Genomic DNA, 21,538 nt, shown 5'->3' on the forward strand with positions numbered 1-21,538 from the left:
AAAGAGATTCAGAAATCAAATGAATAATTGCTGCACATTACAAGATTGATTGATAATTTGCTCAACCTTGCCAAAAAATGCATTTTCTGAAAAATTTGCTACTGCATGATTACGGATGCGATCGTAATCCCAAGAAATGCCGTTGGCTTCTTGTAATGCAATTTGTAGAGATTCGGGTGTTTGTCTTTTGAAAAAGACTCCTGTTTCACCTGGTATTTGAGTATCTAATACTCCACCCGCTCCATAAGCTATGACTGGTGTACCGCTTGCATTAGCTTCTACTGGAACTAATCCGTAATCTTCTAAGGCTGCGACAATAATAGACTTGGCTTTGGAAAACAAGTCTTTGCGGGTTCTATCACTTACGTGTCCCAAGAACACAATATTTTGTAATGCTTTGGATTTTAACCGTGCTAGTTCTGGCCCGTCACCAGATATTAATAGCCGCCACCCCAACCAATTAAAAGCTTCGACTATTATATCAAGTCGCTTATAACTGATCATCCGGGCGGAGGCCAGATAATATTCATCTTTTATATCTGAAAAAACAAATTTACTAGTATCAATTGGATAGTTCACCATCATTGCCTTTTTGCCATAAATCTTTTCAATTCGGCGGGCAACAACACTAGAATTAGCAATGTAAAGGTCAGGCTCCTGTGCATATTTCAAGTCTACCTTTCTCATGACTTGAAATACTTGTTCGATTAAAGGAGCAAAATATCTATAGTCCCCGTACTCTCTTAAATAAGTTGCTGTATCCCATAAGAAACGGGTGACGTTATGGCAAAAACAAATGTGGTGGGCATTGGGATTTTTTCGCACTGCTTTGGCGAAGCTGGTGCTACTACTAATAATTAAATCGTAGTCTTGCAGATCCAAGGCACGAAAGGCAGGAAAATATAGAGGAGCCATTGACCTGAAATATTTTGCTGCACCAGGAATCTTTTGCAAGAAGGTTGTATTAACGATGCGATCGCCTAGATCGATAGTTTTTTGGGGATCGTACAAAGACGTGAAAATATCTGCTTCAGGATAGCGCTTACAAAGCAGTTCAAACACACGCTCTGCCCCACCTCGCTGGGTTAAATAATCATGGACGAGAGCAATTTTCATGAAATTTGACCTAAAGTTTCGATCGGGTTTGTTTAAACGCTCCCCAGCAAGTTACTATCAACAACTTTAGTGTCCCGCAGTATAGCTTTCTATCCTCTTGATGAAATTCTGGCGACAAACATATAGGGGCGTACAGCTGTACACCCCTACAGCCAATTCATTGGTGGCAAATGTTTTGAGAACCGATATTATCCAACTGCTACTAAGATTTTTTCTGGAGCGAAATAGGCGTTTTGCTCAGTTCGTAGTTGGTCGCAAAGTCTGCCTTCAGGTAATTCTACATCCTCATAAGTGAGGACTTGATCTTTAGAAATATCTCGTTTGAGGCGGCACCCTTCAGCTAAACCCATTGGTAGAAGATTTTGCTGTTGGACGATATCGGAATTTTCACATTGTCCGTAGGTCATGTAGTAGCCAATGCCATCTAAGGTTTCTCCTGCTTTCAGGTCGATTTTGGCGGTGGTGACAACATCTACTAGCGGGCCTGCTAATGGAGACATAACGGCATCACCAAATAAAACAGCACGCGCTACGGACAAGGGAACTTCAAAATGACAGAGGTGATAAGGAGTATAGAAGCTGTAAAGTGGGCCTTCGCCTAATTTATATAAGTTGAGATAGTGGCGTTGCTTGGGGTCGTCGTGAGTGGCAAATACATATACGCCTGGGCCTGGTTTTGCTCCAACTACATAATCGACAATACCGCCCAGTTCTTTGAGTTGTTCAACATCATATAACTGGGTCATTTCATCGACATGACCGCTGAAGTCATATCCCAACATTCCCCGTTTGGCGACTTTCATGCCTGTGGCATTGGCAACGATCGCTTGCTCGAAGGAAATTTTGCTTCCGTCGGCGAAGCTAGCCACCATGTGGGGCTTTTGACCCCAACGTTTAGCAAATCCTTCCTGGGTGGTGGGATTGCGATAGGGGTCTTGGAGTCCTTTAATGTTACCGCACAATAAGGGAGTTAAACCAATGCTTTTTACAAAGCGATAAAGGTTCATTTGTACCCCTGGCTGATCGCCATCACAAGCGCTGAGAATCACGCCTGCTTTGTCGGCATACACTTTCAGGATGGGGCCAATGGTGCCATCGAGTTCGGCATTCATCATGATCACATGTTTGCAATGGGCGATCGCTTCCATAACGATCTGAGCGCCAAATTCCACTGCACCCGTGACTTCGATTAATGCATCGATGCCTTCAGCCCGACACAGTAACTTAGCGTCTTCTGTGACTGCATATTTACCGTTAGCGATCGCATCTTCTAATTCGCTGACAGTTGCAACAACTTGAATATCTTCAATTCCTGCTTCCGAATAAGCTTGTTTAGCTGCACTAATCTGGCGATTAGAGATAGCAACTAACTCCATTCCTGGCACTGAATTGACAATTTGGTTGGCAATTCCTCTACCCATAAAACCAGCACCAATCATTCCCACCTTAATAGGATTTCCTGCTGCTGCACGGGCTTGTAAGGCGCGATCGATAATAATCATGAACTAAACTCCTTTTTGGAACTGTTTGTTGTGTTACAAATTCTCGATAATTTTGCACTTAATAATTTATTACAACTAGATATTAAGTACATTTTCATGGAAATTATCATTAATGATAGCTACTAACTGGTTGCTTGCTAGATGCTATAACAGCAGTCTGTTTTTCTGGCTATAATTTTTGATAATTTGCTCCACAGCATTTCTGTAGGCTTGGGCAAACTTTTATTTGGTATGATTTGCTCTTGCTCCCCCTGCCTCTATAGCAATGGTATATTTTTTGGAAATACCTTACCTCATACAGAGGAGCCAGTGTGTTGTGTGGAAAACACCTGGCACAGAGAAATAGTCTATACGCCAACAGTCATCATTCTCAACAAGGGCCAATTTAAATCTTTCTCGGAGATTTCAGTCACATCTAGAGGCCAATCAATGTTAAAGAATGGATCGTCATAGCGTAAACCTCTTTCATATCCTGGGGTGTAAAATTCACCCACTTGATATACAACTTCAGTCTCATCGGTGAGCGCTTGATAACCATGAGCAAACATTTCTGGAACATATAAAGCGCGGCGATTTTCTGGGGTTAGCTCTACACCAATATGTGATAAAAAGCTAGGAGATTCAGGACGCATATCAATAATTACGTCGTAGATTGCGCCTTTAGTACAGCGAATTAATTTTGTTTCTGCTGCTGGCAGAACTTGATAGTGCATTCCCCGGATAGTGCCTTTTTTGTAATTAAAAGACAGGTTACATTGGGCAACTGTTGGCTTTAATCCGTGTGCTTCAAATTCTTGAGCGCAGAAAGACCGAGCGAAAAAACCACGGTGGTCTGGCTTTTCTTCTAAATCAATGATGAATGCGTCTTTGAGTGCAGTTTGAGTGAAGATCATGAATGAATAACCTTGATAGGAAGATTGACGACAACAAAACTTGGCAAATTTGAAAAGTTAACTTGTTATAAACCTCATCAAGGATAGTCTTGAGCGGTTTTTTAGATTAACAATTAGTTTGCTTTAACTGAATTAGATGGCGCTATTACTGACTGGTTCAGTTAACTTTGGTTGGGGAAAAGTATTGTCTCGATATTGAGTACAAACTTCTGGACGATCGGGAGAAGTAGAAGTGTAGCAGGAGAATAGAGTTAGCCTGTCTTCTGTGCGTGATGTACCGTGATGTATGGCTTTTTTGGGATCGACAATAATCACTGTCCCTGCCGATCCTGTACAAGATTTCCAAGCCTCTTTCGGGATAATTTCATTTAGTTCTTCATCTGTGATACCTAAATGACCAGATTGCCAAAGCTTGTAGTAAGTACGGTAATAGTTTAATCTAAATAAAGAGGTTAAAGAGGCTGGGATATATTCAAATGGCCCGTGCTTTTCTTCAACATCATTTAAGTAAATAATGATTTTGATCATGCGGCGGTCTTCTGCATCTTTATGCCATAGTTGTGTCCCAAACTGATTTTTATTAGGGAAATCTTTGCGGAGATGTACACCATGAAAAATGATTGGCAGACCAATGTAGTTTTCAATGATGTTTAGGAGCCTTTTTTCGCTTCCCCAAGTAGCAAATTCAGGTAAATATGTAACTGTGTAAACTTGGGGAAATTTTTCATGTGAATCGTCATGATTGCCAGATTCCATTTGGGACGAATAACCATAAGCTGCCTTGAGCAATTCTGGTGTTGAATCGAATCCCAGTTCAGCAAGTGTGGTAATATGAATACCATCACATTTAAGGTCATCAAGAATTTTGCGATCGCTTGCTTCTAGTGCAGGCAAATGAGCAGCGTGTTTCAAAAGTGCTAATCTATAAACTAACTCAGATCCCAGTGAAGATATTTTGCGTTTAATCTTGATCAGCATTGCATGACTACCTTTAATACCTATCGGCTATTTTCGACTTGCTGCCTTAACTCTGCTCTGGGATAAGTATCATCCCAGTATTGGGTGCAGAGTTCTGGTTTTTCAGGAGGGTTGGCGGTGTAACAAAAGAATAGTGTTAAGCGTTCTTCTGTGCGGACTGTGCCGTGATGCAAAGTATTTTTCGCATCTACAATCAAGACAGTACCTGCTGGGCCTGGGCAGGATTTCCAAGCTGATTTGGGGATGACTGTTTTCACTTCCTCATCATCGATGCCCCTATAGCCTGACTTCCAAAGTTTGTAGAACAGCCGAATATAATTCCAACTAAATAAGGAAGTCAAAGAGCGGGGAATGTATTCAAAAGGCCCAGTTTTTTCTTCGACATCATTCAAGTAAATAAAGATTTTGATAATGCGACGGTCTTCAGAATCGCCATGCCATAGTAGTGTGCCAAACTGATGTTTGCTAGGGAAATCTTTACGTAAATGTACACCGTGAAAAGCAATAGGAAGACCAATATAGTTTTCGATGAGATTGAGAAGTCTTTTCTCCATTCCCCAGGCATAAAATTCTGGTAAACCTGTAACTGTGTAAATTTGTGGCAACTTTTCGTCTAGATGGTCGTTGTTGGGATTTTCCATCTGAGACAATTGCTGGTAAGCAGCTTTGAGTAGTTCGGAGCTAGAAGTTAACCCTAAATCTGCTAGGGTTGTGACGCAAACGCCATCTTTTTTGAGAGCCTTGAGGATATTGCGATCGCGCCCTTCCAATGCTGGCAGATTTCTGCTATGCTTCCAACGAGCTAGATAATATTCAATGTCAGCAGATAGTGTAGATAATTTGCGTTTAATTAGATTAAACATCTGGTAAACTCTTTCTAATTTCAATGTCGATTTATCAGTAATTTAGTAGCTTATGGCTTATAGTTCCGTATTTCTTGAGCAGGTATTTCACTTGATTCTGCTAAACTAAATTCTTTAGAAATCATCACGTCAAAAGCACATAAACCGACTAAAGCCAAAAATGGGACTACTGTCTGAATAGCAGACATAGGCCATCTTCTTAAAGCACCTAAGAAAACTTTCAAGTTGACTTCTTTGCCGTTTTGCAAAAGCATCCGTCTACAAAACTGCTTAGAATATCCACTCTGTTCCAATTTCAAAATTACTTCGGGTATGTGTTTGTATTGCATTAAAAGTGCCGATTTTGGTTCTTTCTGCCAATAACTCACACCCACAACACATTCCAAATAAGTCTCTTTCGTGACAATTACACGACCATTAGCAGCACAATACCCGGCTAAATATGCTAAAGATATCCAATTATTCTCAGCATCTTGCCAATTTTGTAGAGCGCGTTTCACTAAATCAGTGCGGTAGATTGTCGCAGTCAGAAAAATGACTGCACCGACACTTTTTGAGAAACAATGCTCAAATATAGCTTTACCATCACCATCACCATCTTCACTATCTATATCAAACCAGCGATTACCAACAATTGTTGGTGGATGAACTGGTTCACCAGTAATTTGGTTCCGACCGGAAAAGTTGAGAAACAATAATGATAAATCTTCATATTGCTTAAGTTTACTAATCACATAAGCAATGGCTCTATCTTGAATTGGGTCATCATCACCAATCGTCCAAACATATTTGGTTGTAGTAGAATTTAGGCAATACATAATATTTTTGACAACGCCTAAATTCTGAGGATTTTTATTTGATTTAAATGGGATACTGCTAAGTATTATTTGCCATTTTTTAATCACATCCTGAGTATTGTCTGTTGAACAATTATCAGAAACTAAAATTTCACAATCATCTTCAAAACCTTTAATAGCTTGAGCTAGCCATGCTAACTGTTTATCCAGTAATTCAGCACGATTATAAGTCGGTATAGCAATGGTCAGTAATTTTTGCATGGTAAAAATAGTAGTTAACAAATTGATATATGAATGGTTACAGGTTAGTTTCTAGCTGTTTGGGTGGAAAAAGAATTGCCCAAGCTGATATGCTTAACAAACGTAGGTAAGGAATAAATATCTTGATTGTCAATAAAGGCCAACGTTTTAAAGCACCTAATAAGATTTTCAAGTCAGTTTTTTGATGGAAATTCTGCCAAATCATTTCCTGACAAAATTTATGAGGATATCCTACCTTTAGTAGTTTTATATAAACTTCAGGTATGTAGGCATATCGCATTTTAAAGTTCCATGTCGGGTCGAGATCCAAAAGACTAGCGCCCATAGTACATTCTAAATAAGTGTCTTTCGTGACGATGACACTCCCATGAGCAGCACAAAATGCAGTCCAATATGCTTGAGATGCCCAATTATTAGTAGCAGACGGCCATTTTTGTAAAGCGCGTTGCACTAGATTTGTGCGATAAATTGCAGCTGATATAAAAAGTACACCACCAAAATTTTCATTCAGATAACTTTGAAATACAGTTTTACCATCAACTCTTAATTCGTCGTTATCACTATTCAACCAGCGTTCGACAACAAGTTGACCTGTTTGTTTTTGACGACCAGAGAAGTTTAAAAACATTAGTGCTAAATCTGAATGTTTTTTTAGTGTTGTTAACACATAATTTAGGGTTCTCTCTTGAATTGGATCGTCATCACCAATTGTCCAAACATATTTACTAGTTGGGGCTTTTAAGCAACAAGCAATGTTACCCATGACCCCGATATTTTCACTATTCCTGTTTGATGTAAATGTTACATTGCTAAGAATTATCTGCCACTTTTTAATAACTTCTTGGGTATTATCTGTAGAACAATTATCAGAAATAAATATTTCACAGTCAGACTCAAACCCTTTAATAGATTTGGCTAACCAAGTAAGTTGTTTATCTAAAATCTGGGCACGATTGAATGTAGGAATTGCGATAGTCAGCAATTTATTCATCTTCTGCTTTGTTTCTTTGGCTTTTTCTCAAAATGTAGCGATGCAGTCCAGCGGCAATCTGTTTAGCTTTCAGATGGCTAACTCGTTTCTTAATACTGAGATGAGCGCCATCAAATTTAATTCACTGATTGCAAATAACTTGATGGATGGAATAAGTCCGAATCAATACTATTTGATTCGGAAGCTTAGATTCTTTTCCCGTTGCGGCTAGGCAACTTTAGCTATTTTTTATTCCAGAAGAAATCTTTGTCAATTTGCTCTGTGCGAATTAGATACTCTAGCTGTTTTAAGCGAGTAAATCCTCTAAATAAGAAAGTATCTTCAGCCATGTGTATCTGACTGAATAAATCAAATAGCTGCTTGGCACCAAGTTGGGCATTCCAATCACATTTAAATCCAGGTAGGATTGTGTTGATTTTCTCGAAGGATACGCGATAGCTGCGGTTATCTGAGCCGTTATCACCAAAGGACAATTTACAATCTGGGAAAACATCAGCAATAATTTCCGCGATTTCTTTAACGCGATAGTTATTCGCTGTATCTCCCACATTGAAGATTTGGTTATGTACAATGTCGCGTGGTGCTTCTAAGGTGCAGACTATGGCTTTGCAAATATCCAATGCGTGAACTAATGGCCGCCAAGGTGTGCCATCACTAATCATTTTGATTTCTTTGCTAGTCCATGCCAACCCTGCTAAGTTGTTTAAAACAATATCAAAGCGCATTCTGGGAGAAGCACCAAAGGCTGTTGCATTCCGCATAAAGGTGGGAGAGAAGTCATCGTCAGCGAGTGGTCTGACATCTCTTTCTACGAGAGTTTTACATTCTGCGTAGGCTGTTTGGGGATTAACTGGGGATTCTTCTGTGACATCACCTGCGGTTGCAACACCGTAGACACTGCACGAAGACATATATACGAAGCGACGCACACCCATAGCCTTAGCCAGACTAGCTAGACGAACTGAACCTACATGATTAATTTCGTAGGTAATATTTGGTGCCAATTGTCCGGCTGGGTCGTTGGAGAGTTCCGCCATGTGAACTATGGCTTCAATACCTTCCAAATCATCAGGGGTGATGTTGCGGATATCTTTATTCAGGGTTTTGGGTGTGACTCCACTAGGGTTGTACAGCCAACCAACTTTATAGAAGCCGGTATCTAGACCAATAACTTCATGTCCTCGTTCGATTAACAGAGGCGGTAATAATGAACCTAGATAGCCTTCTGTTCCAGTTACTAATATTTTCATTGTGGTTAATTCCTTTGTATTGTGTTGATGAGTTAAATTCTTCGTTTAGCTGGACGCACAGATGTACGCCCTAGAGTGTGTTGCATCTAGAAGGGAACCGCTATATTTTTCGTTTGTATGCAATAACTTGACCTCTCTCGAAACCTCTCTACTTTTAGGAGAGAGGCTTTGAATCTTACCCCTTTTCTTGACATTGGAGGTCATTGGACTCAACCTAGAAGCGCTATATATAAAGTCATTACATAGTTTGCCGACTAACCCATTGGGTAGAAGCACTCTATAGCGGTTCTGAATTGATGCACGACACTTTTTTGTTTGTTGTAGGATGGGTATCTTACTCGTCCCTTATATTTCGAGGCAGGCAAAGAAAGATGCCTACTATACAAGATTCATCCCTTAATTCAGCAGTCCCGGAAATAACAACTATGATATCTATGCAGTGACTACACTCTCTAGATGCGAAAGTTGGGGAATTTCTGCCACAAGCGCTTTGCCGATTTCTAGAGAAGATGTGGCAGCAGGAGAAGGAGCATTGCAAACATGAATGGAGTTGTGACCGGAAACAATCAAAAAGTCGTCTACAAGCTTGCCATCGTTCATTAAGGCTTGAGCGCGAACTCCTGCATGGGTGGGAACTAAGTCTTCTGCTTGCACTTCGGGAATTAGTTTTTGTAAACTTCTGGTGAAGGCTGCTTTGCTAAAGGAACGAATAATTTCTTGAATGCCTTCATCAGCGTGTTTGGCTGCTAATTTCCAGAAACCGGGATAGGTGATAACTTCCAAAAAATCCCGTAAGTCAAAGTCGGTTTTTTTGTAACCTTCGCGTTTGAGGGATAAAACCGCGTTTGGCCCTGCATGGACGCTACCATCAATCATCCGGGTAAAGTGGACACCCAGGAAGGGGAAATCTGGATTGGGAACTGGGTAGATTAATGTCTTGACCAGATAGCGTTTTTCTGGGGTGAGTTCGTAGTATTCTCCCCGGAATGGCACAATTTTTGCTTGGGGTTCAACTTGCCCTAGTTTGGCGGTGCGATCGCTATGCAATCCAGTACAATTAATTACAAAGCGGGTTGCAAAGTTACCTTTGTTTGTTTCCAATACCTGATTTTTACCACTTTGAGAGATTTTCAGGACTTTTGTATTCAGGTGTAAATCTCCACCCTGCTGTTGAATTAGCTGGGCATATTTTAAACAAACTTGCTTGTAATTAACAATACCAGTTGAGGATACCCGAATTCCACCTACACATCTTACGTGAGGTTCAATTTCCTTGACTTCTTCGGGGCTAATTCTCTGGACTTCTATGCCATTGTCTAAGCCGCGTTGGTAGAGATTTTCTAAGCGTGGTAGTTCTTGTTCTTCAGTCGCAACAATTACCTTACCACAAACTTCATGGTCAATTCCATGCTCTTGGCAGAATTCTACCATTGAACGAGAACCATCACGACAAAATTTAGCTTTGAAACTCCCTGGCTTGTAGTAAATACCAGAATGAATTACCCCGCTATTATTGCCAGTTTGGTGAAATGCCCATTGACTCTCTTTTTCTAGTACTAAAATACGCGCATTGGGATAGCGTTTTCCTAAAGCCAATGCTGTCGAGAGTCCAACTATTCCCCCACCGATAATCGCAAAATCATACATTAGTATTATCGCACTTAAAATTACAGTAAATCTATAAAGTCATTTGTCATTTGTCATTTGTCATTTGTTATTTGTCATTTGTCATTTGTTATTTAACTCCTGACTCATGACTCCTAACTCATGACTCCTAACTCCTAACTCCTAACTCCTAACTCCTAACTCTTCTCTTACCATACCTTCCAAGGAGCCTGATTGTTCTTCCACAGCCCTTCGAGATAGTTTTTATCGCGTAAAGTATCCATCGGTTGCCAAAATCCATCATGTCTGAAAGCAGATAGCTGTTCCATATCAGCTAGCTTTTCTAATGGCTCTTGTTCCCACACTGTAGAGTCATCAGCAATTAAGTTGATTACTTCTGGTTCTAACACAAAATAACCGCCATTAATCCAAGCTCCATCACCTTCAGGTTTTTCCCGAAAGCTGGTAATTTTGGTTTGCTCATATCCTAAAGAAATAGCACCAAAACGTCCGGCTGGTTGAACAGCAGTAAGTGTTCCTAAGCTATTTTGTTCTTTGTGAAATTTAACTAGCTCGGTGATATTAATATTACTGACACCATCGCCATAAGTAAAGCAAAAAGTTTCATTACCAAGATGTTCGCTGATTCGCTTTAAGCGTCCGCCTGTCATTGTATTATCACCCGTATTTACTAAGGTGACGCGCCAGGGTTCTGCATAACCAGAATGCACATTCATCTGGTTAAAGCGCATATCAAAGGTAACATCTGACATGTGTAAGAAGTAGTTAGCAAAATACTCTTTAATGATGTAACCTTTATAACCGCAACAAATGATGAAATCATTAATGCCGTGTGCAGAGTAAGTTTTCATTATGTGCCAGAGAATTGGCTTACCACCAATCTCAACCATCGGCTTGGGTCTAACACTGGTTTCTTCACTGAGGCGTGTACCAAGACCTCCAGCCAAAATCACCGCTTTCATGCAATTACCTCGGAGATTTGTAGGGATATGATTATTTGACTTTTTCGAGATGAAGCGGATGCACTTAAAGGGAGAGAAATGTATTTCTGATTTCTGTTTCTCCGTCAATAATCTAACTGTAATTTCCGATGAAATTATAAAGGTAACATAAATTAAAATCTTTTCTATATAAAAGCTCTATGAATATCTATAAATACAGAAACAAATTACTCAAGGAAATAAAAATGTTACCTATAAAATAACTAGGATTAGCTGGCGCTAACCCTAGTCAGGCTTGATTTTTTCAATCAAAACCAATAATATGCTAGTAATAAAACTTACTTGTTTCTAGTTAGTTTTTTCCACATTACTTGAGCCTTGGAATAAAGGGTCACATTTGTTTTCGATGACTACACACATATTACTGAGTGCTTGTTGATAATTATCCATGTCATCTTGCTCAAGAAATATTTTGGCAGATGCCTGTATATCTTCGACAGCTTTCGCCTGATTTTTGTTAGATTCACTACCGCCATATTGTGCCAATTCATAGCGAACCATACCTCGTTTGAGATATGCTTTTGCTAGTTTAGGACTTAGGGTTAATGCTTGGTTAAAGTCAGCGATCGCTTGATTATATTCTTGCTGATAATTGCTGCTATATTGAGCAATTTGATAATAGACAACACCCCGTTGGAAGTAAGCTTCGGCTTTCGAGACATTAAGTTTTATTGCTTGAGTAAAATCTGCGATCGCTTTTTTGTAAGCTTGTTGAGATTCACCGCTATATTTAGCCATTTGGGCGCGGACAATGCCCCGTCTGACATAAGCTTCAATTTCATTATTATCCAGACCAATGGCTCGATTATAGTCTGCGATCGCTAGATTATATTCTCGATCGGGATCGTTGCTATATTCAGCAAGCATATAGCGGGCATTGCCCCGATTTACCAGAGCTTTGGTTTGATTGGGATTGATTTTCAGAGCTTGGCTATAATCTGTAACTGCGCCTTCATAGTCTTTCAGGTTATAGCGGGCATTGCCACGATTTACAATTGCTCTAGCGTGTGTCGGTTCTTGGTCAATTGCTTGGCTAAAGTTGACAATTGCCTTGTCATAGTCTCGCTCTTTGTAAGCAATATAACCTTGTTGATAAGAATCAGCGAAGCTGAGTTTATTATTTGGCTGGGAAGACTTGATTGTTTGTTGGGTGTAAGCATTTTGGGAAACCAACGGCTGAGTAAATTTAATCATTACATCTGCATATCCCAATAAACCAAAACCCAGCAAACAACAAATAACCGGGTAGAATTTTGACTTTTTGGAAGGTTTATATGAACCGCTGGGAGTCATTGGCTGCCAGTAATTAGCTAGCTGCGGTGACATGGCTCGCTGGGGAAAATGCGGTGTCTGATTGTAGCGTTTTCTCGCTTTGATTCGCGGTTGGAGATGTTCTCTAGCTTCTATAGCCCGATGTGATGGGAAGGGGTCGCGTCCACCTAATCGCACTGTACGTTCGCACCACGGACAGCTACGCATGTGGTTGTTGTAGCGATGCTGGGGATTTGTCGTACAGGTAATCAGGGACTCTTCGGCTTCAGCGATGGCTGAGAGCCAAGTCTGGGCACTGGGGCGTAGTTGTGGGTTGTTATGACCCTCTTCAAAACAACGGACAAATAATTCCTGTAAGCTGGGATGGAGAATTTCCCAAGGGGGGGCAATGGGTGTCGGCAGGTAGGGTACGTAACGCTTTTCGCTGTAAGTGAAATGACCCGATGCAATGCGTGCTTCGTAAGGTGGTGGCTCAATTGCACCTTGAAAAATCCCCGAAAATGGGTGGGTGCCTTCCATTAAGAGTTGAAATACTAGCACCCCTAACCCAAATAAATCGTGAGAGATTTCGCGATCGTGCTGGGCAAAAGTTTTATTCTGTAGTTCTGGTGGAGTAAACTCTGGTTTACCTACTGGGCAGCGATAAACAACATTACTGTTTGGGTCGGTTACTTGGAAAGAGTCTGTGTCTATCAAAGTCACCAGTGCTGTATCACTGACGAGGATATTAGACTCGTTCACATCACCAATGCAATATCCACTAGCGTGCAAAGCGGCAAAAGCTGCCGCCAAGTTACGAGCCGTGCGGAGCAGGTACTGATAGTTGAATAGGGGGCAATGTTGCCGACGGGTTCTGGGGTTGTAAAAGTCGATGATTGGACGCATCCCCTGAATACGTGGCATCAAAAAGCCCAGGATGCTATTTTTGCCATCTGCCGCCCGTAATAAATCCTCTGGCCAAGCGATAGAGATATGCCCTAAACTCGCCGTCGGGTTTTCTGGCGGGTTAGCAAGCATCGCCTGGAGTTTTTCAGCATGGGCAGTGGTTGGCTTGTGGTAAATCTTCGCCACCAAGTCGTTATCGGATGGCACTGCATAAACACAAGCTTCACCGCCACGTCCCAAACTGACATTGAGACTGAGGATTTCTTTTCTGGGGGAACAACGTAGTACCTGCATAATGAAATTACCGCTAACGGAAGTTATTGTAAGATGTGAAACCTGTAAATCGATTGCTCATGAGTCGTTGAATGCGGCTATAATGAGTGTTAAATCATCATCAGTGCGTTGCGTAATCCGCTCTGAGCGTAAAAATTTTACCAATTGCTCCTTCGCTTCTGTCTTATCCTCGGTATTGGCGACAAATTCAAACAGCGGAAAAAAGAATGGTTTGTGAGGTTCGCCAACAACCATATTCAAAGCCAGCATTTGTAATCCGTCGGTGATGATACCAACGTTTACTATGTCTGTGCGCCATAATCTCATTTGTGCTGTATCTAAGGCATGAGGCGAAGTTAAAAAAGTGGTTTCGTTGATGTATTCACCACTGTCAGGCATAGTCAGCGCCAGCAGGTTGCCCATACTATCTTTAGCCACTGCCAAACCATCGCCTATCTGAACTACAGCTACAACTTCTGGTGTGGCAACCATCATAATTAAGGTAGTTGCTAAATCTTGAGGCTGTTTGTCACAAGTAGCCGCCTCATCCTCTACAGCTTTTTTGGCAGCTAATATGGCATCATTTAAGAGCGATCGCACCAATGTATCATCAGTCAAACTTTTTCGGGTCAGCCCTTTGGTAGAAATGTTTTCGATTGCTGTCTCCACAGCAACCATCGCTCCCACTTTCCCAAGGCTAGCAGAACCCGCACCATCTGCTGCGGCTGCCACTAAAACATTATCTGACAATATCTGCCAGTGATGAGCATCCTGACATAATTGATTGTTTTTTAAGTGACTTGTACCACATACAGACGCAGCCACAATCCGCCATTGAGCAATCTGTTTTGATATGTTCATAAATTTTTTTTTCAAGCAGCTAGTTGTGTAAACATCAAGCTGCAATTTTTAGTTAAACAGTCCCCCAACCAATCGGCGGTAGTGCTACCTGTTCGTCTACTTGTGAATGAGAAACAGCCGACATACTAGTTGACAGCCAGACAAACATCTCGATAAAATTTAATCCTTTAAGCTTTAAGGGAGTACGTACAGTTATTTGATTTAAACGCGTCATATTCGCATTTTCTACTCCAACTGTAAAGAACGCTACTCGCTTGTTCGCCTCGTCTCCCTGTAGGCGTTGGGATGCTTGCTCTACCACTTGCTCTAACTCACCTTGGGGTTCTCCATCGGTAATCATAAATACCCAAGGACGATAGTAAGCAATCCCGTTGGCACGATACTGAGATTTACGCTCTTGAATTATGTCCAAAGCTTTATGAATTCCCGCACCCATTGTTGTCAAGCCCTGTGCTGTCAAAATCGGCGGATTGAATTGATCGGCAGTCACAAAGTCTTGTACTACATTGATATTACTATCAAAAGTGACAATCGCCACTTCCACCCGTCTGGCAGCTAAGGAATTTTTGACTAATTCATCCTTTAAGCTTAGTAAACCTTGATTTAAAGCCTCAATCGCCTCTCCTTGCATCGATCCAGATGTGTCTAATAAAAGTACACAAGGACAACGTGGTTCTGGGTTCTCAGCAAATTCTACTACTTCATCAAGTCTTAATGTATCATGCATAACTTTTTGTGTTATGGTAAAGTCCAAAGCTTTATTTCCCTTTGCTCAGAGTATGTAGTTTCAATCGCCGAGGCGACTACAGAATATAGTATCTATTGGTAGATGCTCTAATCTTTATTAAACAAATTATTTTCATGAAGTTCTCTATATATTTAAGATGAACTTGAGTACAGCTTAGTTTAGCAAAAAAGAGTTTATCAAAACCCAGCATTATCTGTTGTAATGTATCTACCAAAAAGTTATATCCATTAAACCTACAGTACAATAAATACGTAAACTTTCCTAGATAATTTTTTAAAGATTTTATGTAGAAGAATCGTTTCTTTAAGGAAAAGTAATTAACCATAATTAAGCTCGTTCACTCTAGAAGTATACCAGTGTAACTGCGCGAACTTGGAATCAAATTTGCCTCTTGAAGTGAGTGGGCATAAATAAACATCATTATTAAGGTCTTCACTCAAGAGTTGTCAGTAGTTAGTAAAATCCAGAATTAACCAACATCTACTGATAATCTAGCTATGATAGATGCTTACCTTTATTCACACCTACTTGTTTTTTGAGATAGATTAAGTAAAATGTGCCAAATGTAACAAAGGACTTAGAAGCCTTACATTTTTTAATATATGTACATATTTTCAAATAAATAATTTGTGGTTAGAAAAATATTACAAAGAAGAGAATACTTTATAGATCATATTTTCAATCTACAAATGTTCGGTTGTTGATTCCGCAAAAAACTTGAAAAATATGAATAACTCAGGTACATTCACCAAACTACGCCCTCTAAGTTTGTTAAGACAATTATCAAATTGTTCCGACAGTACTTGTTTACAAGTATTGAGTAACTCAGTTTCTTGGTCGATTTACTTAGAACAGGGCAAAATAACTTACGCTACCCATTCCGTGGAACCCTTCGATCGACTAGAACGCCATTTGCGACGCCTCAGCCAGCAAATTCCACTCTTGACTAATGAGGTTCGCGTTCAAGTAAGGCTGATGTTTGAACCTGACTCACACAGTCAGTTAATCCAAGATGACACTAATTCCAGAAGCAACCCTCCTGAGTATCAGGCTATATCCTGGCTTGTTAGTCAACAACATCTACATTCTACACAAGCAGCAGTGCTGGTTCAAGAATTAGTTAAAGAGGTCATTGAATCATTTTTGCTCATCAAAGAAGGTACTTATGAATTAACAGAACCAATTGAGAGAATGCCAAAAATTTGCAGGCTAGGTGTAGAAAAAATTCTAGAGTATTGCCAAGTAAGATTACAGAATTGGCAGGCTTTTATACCTAAAATTTCTTCTCAATATCAACGTCCATATCTGTTGATTAACAGTAAGTTTGACGAGCAAGATTTACCAAATCTACAGCCAGATTTAATTAACTGGATGAAGGGTTTTAGCCTGTGTCATCTGGCTGTCATTTTGAATCAAGATGAAATTCAACTAGCTCGCAATTTATACCCTTACATCCTTAAGGGTGCGATTATCCTTCATGAACCCGATCCACCATTTGATAAATTACCAAAGATTTTTGAGGAGCAATCGCTTTTCTCAAAATTGATTTCAGGGTTAGTTGACACCAAACAAGAACTAAGTAGCACTGTCAATTCTTACCCAAATATTCCTGAAGAGAAAATAGTTCCTGTTCAGCGATTACCACAGATTTCTACTCCTTTAAAAGAAAACTTTCAGGAACCAACAATATCAAATAACATAAATTCTGCTTCCCAAAGAGTAACGGCTGCTACGGTAACAGTAAAAAAAGTCCACAAAATCGTTTCTGTAGATGATAGCCCTACAATTCTTAAAGAAATTAGTTATTTCTTAGAAAATGAAAATTTTTCTGTAGTGACTATTAACGATCCAGTGAAAGCCGTTTTGTCAATTATAAGGCACAAACCGGATTTAATTTTGTTGGATTTAAATATGCTAGGAATTGATGGCTATGAGTTGTGCCGCATTATACGAAATAATTCACTATTTCAAAACACTCCGATTATCTTTGTGACTGGGAATAAAGGGATTGTGGACAAAGTAAAAGCCAAATTAGTCGGGGCTTCTGGATATCTGACTAAACCGTTTACTCGCGCCGAATTACTGAAAATAGTCTTTATGCATTTGACTTAAATTAACTACTCCAATGAGTTTTTACTGCACATTCCTTTGTGCGATAATCTACACATGACTACTAATCTCGAAATTGACGAAAACTTAATTAAGGAAGCTCTCGAACTTGGTGGTCATCCAACTAAGGATGCTGTTGTTGAAGAGGCATTGCGAGAGTATGTACACCGTCGAAAGCAACTGAAAATTCTGGAGCTATTTGGCACGATTGAATACGACGATGATTATGACTACAAGCAACAGCGCCGGAGTGGATGAAAGTCATTGTTGATACTTCAGTCTGGTCTTTAGCTCTCAGACGCAATTATAAAGTTGACGACTCACCCCATGTTACAGTGTTGCGAGAATTAATTACTGATGGTCGAGTTGTTTTGCTAGGTGCTGTCCGACAAGAGGTACTCTCAGGGATTCGTGATGCCAACCAATACAATCAGCTGAAAAATTATCTCCGCGCATTTCCCAATCTGGAGTTAGATATGGAAGACTATGAACTTGCTTCTGAGTTTTATAACATTTGCCGAAGCAATGGTATTCAAGGCGCAAACACAGATTTCCTCATTTGTTCCGCAGCCGCTCGGAGAAATTACACAATAATAAGCACAGATAAAGATTTTGAGAATTTCAGTCAGCATATTCCGATAACCTTATTTCAATGCTAGGTCTACACTACTTCCTTGCACACATAAATCGTAGAAAAATTCAATATTTTGGATTATTATTTATATATATTATCCTTGAGCAGTTTTAAATTGCAAATGCTTTCTGGCAAGGAGCGGAAAAAATTTTCATGAGCATCTATGTATTGAATACTTTGTAACCTACCAATGCTTTCTGGTAAATATTCTAAAGCGTTGCTACTTATATATAGGTCTTCAAGACTTTCCAATTCACCCATACTTTCTGGTAAAGATGTTAATTTTTCATTTCCTGTAATAGAAAGAGTTTTTAATTTTTTCAAATTATCAATTGTATCAGGTAATTGGTGGAATTCCCAATTTCCACTAATGTCTAAATATTTCAGGTTATCGAGATTACCAATTGTATCAGGTAATGATTGTAGCGCAGTTCCGTGAATTTCAAGGTAGGTCAAGGATTTAAGTTGTCCAATAGTATCAGGAAGTTTATCAAAATGATTAAGATCGCTTATACAACCCCAAATTTTTAGTTTTTTAAGATATTTCAACTTGCCGATAGTTTCTGGTAGTTCTTTAAGTCTCCAACAATCACAAATATATAGAGCGGTTAAACTTGTAAGATTGCCGATACTTTCAGGTAGATACTCAAGTTGACGATAATCGCAAATTGTAAGTTCTGTCAAATGACCAGATTTTATTCTATAGTTTTCAATAATTTGCTCAACTTCTTTTAGTTCTAGAGTGTGAAAAGAACTCATAAAAATTCTCCGTAGATTTAGGTGGAACAAAGTGATCTGCATTCACAAGCTACATAATTTTTAATCTAGAAGTGTCGCGGCTTACTAGGGGCGATCGCAAAAAATGTAAAGATAAAGCAAAAAAGCGATATTGTTCTGCCAGTCTAACGTAGTAGGATTGTTCAAGTGAAAGAGTACGCCTTGCGGGACGAATAGCCATCGAGCGCTTCTTGCACCCTAAAATAAGAGCAAAAGACGATTCCTAAAACAAGCACACTCCATGCGTATTTCTCTAAATTGGCTGCGCGAACTAGTAGAGATAAAACTTAGTCCAGAAGACTTAGCCGAAACCCTGACAATGGCGGGGTTTGAGGTAGAAGAGATTGAAGACCGCCGCACTTGGGCAAATGGCGTGGTGATCGGCAAAGTGCTTGAGCGTCAACCCCATCCCAACGCCGATAAATTGAGTGTTTGCCAAGTCGATATCGGTGCCGGTGAAACTTTAAATATTGTCTGTGGCGCTGCCAATGTGAAGGCAGATATCTATGTCCCAGTAGCAACTACGGGTACTTACTTACCCAACATCGATTTAAAAATTAAACCTGCAAAACTACGTGGTGTCCCATCTCAGGGCATGATTTGTTCTTTAAAAGAACTCGGTTTGCCCACTGATGTTGATGGAATTCATATTTTTACTCAGGAAAATTTACCATTGGGTAGTGATGTGCGGCCGTTGTTGGGTCTAGATGATGTAATTTTAGACCTCACCGCAACTGCCAATCGCGCTGATGCTTTGAGTATGGTAGGCGTAGCACGGGAAGTAGCAGCTTTAACGGGTGGAAAGTTGAGCATTCCTGAACCTGGTGAAGTTTCTATTAGCAAAAATGCCGGAAATTTAACTTTAAAAATTGCCGATACCCAAGCTTGTCCTGCATACATTGGCACGGTAATTGAACAGGTCAAAATTGCTCCATCTCCTGAATGGTTGCAACAGCGTTTGCGGGCGGCTGGAGTCCGTCCCATAAGTAATGTTGTGGACATTACTAACTACGTTTTGTTGGAATGGGGACAACCACTACATGCCTTTGACTGCGATCGCATACAATCTGTTGCAAGTAGCGAAAATTTAAGCATCGGCGTTCGCTTCGCTAATAATGGAGAATTCCTCAAAACCCTAGATGGACAAACTCGCACCCTCTCAACCCAAAATTTGTTAATTACGGCTAACGAAAAACCCGTTGCACTGGCGGGAGTCATGGGTGGGGAAGAAACAGAAGTCCATGAAGGTACTCAAAGCCTAGTTTTAGAAGCAGCTTTATTTGATTCCGTGGCAATTCGCCGTTCTTCCCGGAGTGTTGGATTAAGAAGTGAGGCTTCTGGCAGATACGAACGGGGAGTTAACCGGGCTGAGTTGGAAATAGCTAATCGCCGCGCTTTATCCTTAATTAGCGAATTAGCGAGTGGAATTATAGTCCAGCAAGAAATTGCCGACACCCGCCCCGATCCGTCTACCTGGAGTCGTTCTATCGCCCTGCGTTTAGACCGAGTTAATCAGATATTGGGGCCCATCGATTTAGAAGAAGACACAGGTGAACTGCAAGGACAAGATGTTGAGCGCATCCTGACTGCATTGGGATGTAAATTAACACCTTCAGGAGAAGATAGCAGCCATCAACCTACATGGTCAGTTTCCGTCCCACCTTATCGTTACCGCGACTTAGAGCGAGAAATTGATTTAATTGAAGAAATTGCCCGTCTCTATGGTTACAACAAATTCTGCGATACCTTACCAGAAAAAGCGGAAGCGGGTTATCTACCTTTAGATCAAGAACTAATTCGCAAGTTACGGGCTTTCCTCCGGGCTGAAGGATTGACAGAATTAATCCATTATTCTTTAGTCAAACCAGGAGAAGACAGAAATATAGTCCTGTCCAACCCCTTATTTGTTGAATATTCAGCACTGCGAACCGATTTGATCTCTGGGTTAATTGATGCCTTTCAATACAATTTAGAGCAGGGTAATGGTGCGCTGAACGGCTTTGAAATCGGGCAAATTTTCTGGCAAGAAGAAGACGGTTTGCAAGAAACAGAAGCCCTGGCGGGAATTATGGGAGGCGATCGCACCCTTGGCAAATGGTCAAAAAGTGGACGCGAAGAACCCATTACCTGGTTTGAAGCCAAAGGCATTTTAGAAAGTGTATTTCGGCAACTTAGCTTGCAAATCGAATTTCAACCCGATCGCCGCGACGAACGCTTACATCCAGGACGCACCGCTTCTCTGTGGATTCGGGGTAACAGACTGGGTATTTTTGGGCAACTTCATCCCCAACTGCGACGAGAAAAAGGTTTACCAGATTCCGTTTATGTTTTCCAGTTGGATCTAGATGTGCTTTTAGATTCTCTAGAACAAGATGAAGTTCTCGTCCCCACATTCCAGCCTTATTCTACATATCCAGCTAGCGATCGCGACATCGCCTTTTTCGCACCCGTGAAAATCTCAGTTGTCGAAATTGAAAAAGTAATTACCAAAGCGGGTAAAGATTTGCTCAAATCGGTGGAATTATTTGATGAATATCGTGGTGAAAACGTCCCCGAAGGACAGCGGAGTTTAGCATTCCGGTTAATTTATCGGGCTAGCGATCGGACTCTGACTGAGGCTGAAGTTGAACCAGTACACAATAAAGTCCGCGAAGCTTTGGTGGAAAAATTCGGTGTCAACTTGAGAAGTTAGTCATTTGTC

Annotated in this window: 19 protein-coding genes; 4 read left to right on the top strand and 15 right to left on the bottom strand. The window is 40.5% G+C overall.

From position 1 onward, the window contains the following. Positions 1–15: 15 nt before the first annotated feature. From V7K61_RS28215 to V7K61_RS28275, 13 genes are all read right to left on the bottom strand, one after another. Positions 16–1,116, bottom strand: a complete 1,101-nt coding sequence (locus tag V7K61_RS28215) for a glycosyltransferase (protein ID WP_335058629.1) — start codon at positions 1,114–1,116, stop codon at positions 16–18. Positions 1,117–1,304: 188 nt separating this feature from the next. Continuing rightward, positions 1,305–2,618 carry an NAD(P)H-dependent oxidoreductase gene (locus V7K61_RS28220; protein WP_335058631.1) on the bottom strand — a complete coding sequence of 438 codons (1,314 nt, stop codon included), beginning with the start codon at positions 2,616–2,618 and terminating at the stop codon, positions 1,305–1,307. Positions 2,619–2,965: 347 nt separating this feature from the next. Continuing rightward, positions 2,966–3,511, bottom strand: coding sequence for a dTDP-4-dehydrorhamnose 3,5-epimerase (gene rfbC / locus V7K61_RS28225; protein WP_335058633.1), 546 nt, complete (start codon positions 3,509–3,511; stop codon positions 2,966–2,968). A gap of 132 nt (positions 3,512–3,643) precedes the next feature. Continuing rightward, positions 3,644–4,489 (bottom strand): phytanoyl-CoA dioxygenase family protein, encoded by an 846-nt coding sequence (locus V7K61_RS28230; RefSeq protein ID WP_335058635.1) that lies wholly within the window; start codon positions 4,487–4,489, stop codon positions 3,644–3,646. A 20-nt stretch (positions 4,490–4,509) separates the two neighbouring features. Further along, entirely contained in the window at positions 4,510–5,352 is an 843-nt protein-coding gene (locus V7K61_RS28235) for a phytanoyl-CoA dioxygenase (RefSeq protein WP_335058637.1), read from the bottom strand. 50 nt (positions 5,353–5,402) lie between these two features. Next, a complete protein-coding gene (locus V7K61_RS28240; RefSeq protein WP_335058639.1) occupies positions 5,403–6,410 on the bottom strand; it encodes a glycosyltransferase family 2 protein in 1,008 nt (335 codons plus the stop codon). Positions 6,411–6,447: 37 nt separating this feature from the next. Then, positions 6,448–7,401: a glycosyltransferase family 2 protein gene (locus tag V7K61_RS28245; RefSeq protein ID WP_335058641.1), complete on the bottom strand. Its 954-nt coding sequence runs from the start codon at positions 7,399–7,401 to the stop codon at positions 6,448–6,450. A gap of 221 nt (positions 7,402–7,622) precedes the next feature. Beyond that, a complete protein-coding gene (locus V7K61_RS28250; RefSeq protein ID WP_335058643.1) occupies positions 7,623–8,651 on the bottom strand; it encodes an NAD-dependent epimerase/dehydratase family protein in 1,029 nt (342 codons plus the stop codon). Positions 8,652–9,083: 432 nt separating this feature from the next. After that, the gene (gene lhgO, locus V7K61_RS28255; RefSeq protein ID WP_335058645.1) at positions 9,084–10,298 is read right to left on the bottom strand and encodes an L-2-hydroxyglutarate oxidase; all 1,215 of its coding nucleotides are present in this window, start codon (positions 10,296–10,298) and stop codon (positions 9,084–9,086) included. A gap of 167 nt (positions 10,299–10,465) precedes the next feature. Continuing rightward, a complete protein-coding gene (rfbF, locus tag V7K61_RS28260; RefSeq protein WP_094351583.1) occupies positions 10,466–11,239 on the bottom strand; it encodes a glucose-1-phosphate cytidylyltransferase in 774 nt (257 codons plus the stop codon). Positions 11,240–11,566: 327 nt separating this feature from the next. Then, positions 11,567–13,729: a tetratricopeptide repeat protein gene (locus V7K61_RS28265; protein WP_335058647.1), complete on the bottom strand. Its 2,163-nt coding sequence runs from the start codon at positions 13,727–13,729 to the stop codon at positions 11,567–11,569. 57 nt (positions 13,730–13,786) lie between these two features. After that, complete coding sequence (locus tag V7K61_RS28270; protein ID WP_334880003.1) at positions 13,787–14,569, bottom strand: PP2C family serine/threonine-protein phosphatase; 783 nt, start codon at positions 14,567–14,569, stop codon at positions 13,787–13,789. Positions 14,570–14,621: 52 nt separating this feature from the next. Continuing rightward, positions 14,622–15,296 carry a vWA domain-containing protein gene (locus tag V7K61_RS28275; protein ID WP_094351580.1) on the bottom strand — a complete coding sequence of 225 codons (675 nt, stop codon included), beginning with the start codon at positions 15,294–15,296 and terminating at the stop codon, positions 14,622–14,624. Between the two features lie 747 nt (positions 15,297–16,043). Between V7K61_RS28275 and V7K61_RS28280 the strand changes: the two genes are divergently transcribed. From V7K61_RS28280 to vapC, 3 genes are read left to right on the top strand one after another with little or no spacing between them, the layout of a single operon-like run. Further along, complete coding sequence (locus V7K61_RS28280) at positions 16,044–17,429, top strand: response regulator (protein ID WP_335058650.1); 1,386 nt, start codon at positions 16,044–16,046, stop codon at positions 17,427–17,429. A 54-nt stretch (positions 17,430–17,483) separates the two neighbouring features. Beyond that, positions 17,484–17,684 (top strand): type II toxin-antitoxin system VapB family antitoxin, encoded by a 201-nt coding sequence (locus V7K61_RS28285; protein WP_335058652.1) that lies wholly within the window; start codon positions 17,484–17,486, stop codon positions 17,682–17,684. Then, positions 17,681–18,085: a type II toxin-antitoxin system VapC family toxin gene (vapC, locus tag V7K61_RS28290; RefSeq protein WP_335058654.1), complete on the top strand. Its 405-nt coding sequence runs from the start codon at positions 17,681–17,683 to the stop codon at positions 18,083–18,085. The genes V7K61_RS28285 and vapC overlap by 4 nt, the downstream gene beginning before the upstream one ends. Before the next feature lie 56 nt (positions 18,086–18,141). On the opposite strand, the gene V7K61_RS28295 is transcribed toward vapC, so the two are convergent. Continuing rightward, positions 18,142–18,819: a leucine-rich repeat domain-containing protein gene (locus tag V7K61_RS28295; RefSeq protein WP_335058656.1), complete on the bottom strand. Its 678-nt coding sequence runs from the start codon at positions 18,817–18,819 to the stop codon at positions 18,142–18,144. 49 nt (positions 18,820–18,868) lie between these two features. Continuing rightward, positions 18,869–19,018 carry a hypothetical protein gene (locus V7K61_RS28300; RefSeq protein ID WP_335058658.1) on the bottom strand — a complete coding sequence of 50 codons (150 nt, stop codon included), beginning with the start codon at positions 19,016–19,018 and terminating at the stop codon, positions 18,869–18,871. 60 nt (positions 19,019–19,078) lie between these two features. Here V7K61_RS28300 and pheT point away from each other — a divergent pair, with 60 nt between their 5' ends. Next, positions 19,079–21,529, top strand: a complete 2,451-nt coding sequence (gene pheT / locus V7K61_RS28305; RefSeq protein WP_335058659.1) for a phenylalanine--tRNA ligase subunit beta — start codon at positions 19,079–19,081, stop codon at positions 21,527–21,529. Positions 21,530–21,538 lie beyond the last annotated feature (9 nt).

Source organism: Nostoc sp. (assembly GCF_036918015.1).
Lineage (GTDB): Bacteria > Cyanobacteriota > Cyanobacteriia > Cyanobacteriales > Nostocaceae > Nostoc.